We start from the raw sequence: 2,327 nt of genomic DNA on the forward strand, positions 1-2,327 counted from the left end.
AGTGATGCCAGAGCTGAATGACGACGCTGCTATTGAGATTCGTACAGAAGACTTGAAGGTCGATACGTACCGTGCGAGCGGAGCGGGCGGACAGCACGTCAACACGACGGATTCTGCCGTCCGTATCACTCACACGCCAACGAACACGGTCGTGTCTTGCCAAACAGAGCGTTCGCAGATTAAAAACCGTGAGCGCGCAATGAAGATGCTTCAAGCGAAGCTCGTCCAGCGCCAGATCGAGCAGAAACAGGCTGAACTGGATGAGATCCGCGGCGAACAGAAGGAAATTGGATGGGGAAGCCAAATCCGATCATATGTATTCCACCCATACAGCCTCGTAAAAGACCACCGTACAAACACAGAAATCGGTAACGTGCAGGCGGTCATGGACGGAGAAATCACCCCGTTTATCGACTCTTACTTGCGTTCAAGAATTAAATAATTTTGAAAAAGATGCCATTATGGGCATCTTTTTTCATTTTTCTATCAAATTGTTTAGTTAATTCAAAGCTTTTTATACATAAACATTACAATTCGATTAAAAGACTGTTATACCAATATATTGAGACCTTATAACCTTTAAAATGGAAAACATGCTTAAAACTTTTTAAAGAAAGGAGCTTATATATTGAGTATTGAACAAATTATATTCCTTACATTCTTTCTATTGTCTATAGGATTTCCGGTCGCCCACTGCATCCATTGTCTCCCTTTATACAAAAAGAGAAGTGAACGTGTTTTTCATAAGGATGCCAAGGAAAAGGGAATAAGTATTATTGTTCCATGCTATAACGAAGAAGGAATCATTAATACTTCCATAAAAAGCATGACGGATATAAAGTACAGCAAAGCGGAAGTTATCTATATAAATGATGGATCAACAGACTTGACGATTGATCGCCTTCATAAAGAGCTATTGCTTCGTCCTGTACAAAAGCCTACTAATCATAAGCTCGACTTTAAAAAGGTGTTCCAGCTTTACCAATCTTCTCGTTATCCTAATATACTAGTGGCGGATAAAATTAACGGGGGAAAGGCAGATGCGCTTAATGCAGGAATTGATTTCGCAAGCCACGATATTGTCATCACCCTTGATGCAGATACAATATTGACAGACGATGCTCTTCATATCATTAACCGTACATTTGAAAATGAAAAGGTTGTTGCTGCAGGCGGAATGGCGCATGTACTGCAAACTAAAAACAATGGTGAATCAAAACTTTCGCTTTTAAAGACAAATTTGCTTGTTCGAGCTCAGGCACTTGATTTCTTAAAATCTTTTTATATCAAAAAATTATCACTGTCGCGCTTTAACGGTCTTTCGATAATTTCAGGTGTTTTCGGCATTTTTCGAAGAGATGTACTGATCGAGGTTGGCGGATATCGGTCAACGATTGGCGAGGACATTGATATTACGTTAAATATTCAGCAGTATCTCTTAGATAAAAAAGATAAAAAAGTCGTTTTCCTTCCCGATGCTGTATGCTATACGGAACTGCCTGAAACGTTTAGAGATCTGTTTAAACAGAGGGTAAGATGGCAGAAAGCATTTGTGGACTGTTTTTTCTATTATAAATCGTTCTTAGGGCTGAGATTCTTTAAGAACCCGGTTGCCTTTTTCTATCTTTTCGAAGGGTTTTTAGGAGGAACATTAGGCGTTTATATTATGACGGGTCTGTTTATAGAAGGCCTGTTCAGCGGGATATCCTTATTTGAATTCTTTCTTGTGTTTATCGCGTATATCTTTATTTACGGCTACATTTATAACTGGATTGCAGTCGAAATGGGAGAGTATTACGGATATGATTTTCAGGAGGAAGATACAAAAGCACTTCTCACGACAATCATTTTTGATATTTATATCTTCCGCTTTATCATTATTTTCAGCATCCTATACGGCAGCATCTCTTATTTCTTTAATCGGAAGAATTGGAACAAGGTTGCAAGGACTGGCAGAGAGTATCTATCTGAAGAAGATAAAACAGCTGCCTAAACATGAAAAGAACCCGCAGCGTGCGGGTTCTTTTTTTGGGGCCTATGATACCCAGTTGTTTCTAAGTGCCTTGATGACAGCGGCTGTACGGTCGTTCACTTTCAGTTTGCGCATGATCGAACTAAGGTGATTCTTTACAGTGCTTTCAGAAACGAAAAGCCTGACAGAAATGCTTTTATTGTTATGTCCGTCAGCAAGCAGCTGCAGAACCTCCCACTCACGCCTAGTCAAAATACGGGATGGCAGTTGATCGAAAGTGATATTGCCCAGTTCGGTCAGCTTATATAAGAAGGGGATTAAATCATGATGAACATATGTCTTATTCTTTAATAGA

General features: G+C 39.8%; 3 protein-coding genes. 2 read left to right on the forward strand and 1 reads right to left on the reverse strand.

The annotated features are described in order from the left end of the window. Together CGZ90_RS19615 and CGZ90_RS19620 are read left to right on the forward strand one after the other, a co-directional pair. On the forward strand, positions 1 to 442 hold a 442-nt coding region (locus CGZ90_RS19615; protein ID WP_276206781.1), incomplete at its 5' end, for a peptide chain release factor-like protein. A 186-nt stretch (positions 443 to 628) separates the two neighbouring features. Continuing rightward, complete coding sequence (locus tag CGZ90_RS19620) at positions 629 to 1,993, forward strand: glycosyltransferase family 2 protein (protein ID WP_165766930.1); 1,365 nt, start codon at positions 629 to 631, stop codon at positions 1,991 to 1,993. A gap of 42 nt (positions 1,994 to 2,035) precedes the next feature. Here CGZ90_RS19620 and CGZ90_RS19625 read toward each other — a convergent pair. Then, a partial coding sequence (locus CGZ90_RS19625) for a response regulator transcription factor (RefSeq protein ID WP_133063627.1) occupies positions 2,036 to 2,327 on the reverse strand: 292 nt, incomplete at its 5' end.

The sequence above is a fragment of the Fictibacillus aquaticus genome (genome assembly GCF_002245695.1).
Taxonomy (GTDB): domain Bacteria; phylum Bacillota; class Bacilli; order Bacillales; family Fictibacillaceae; genus Fictibacillus; species Fictibacillus aquaticus.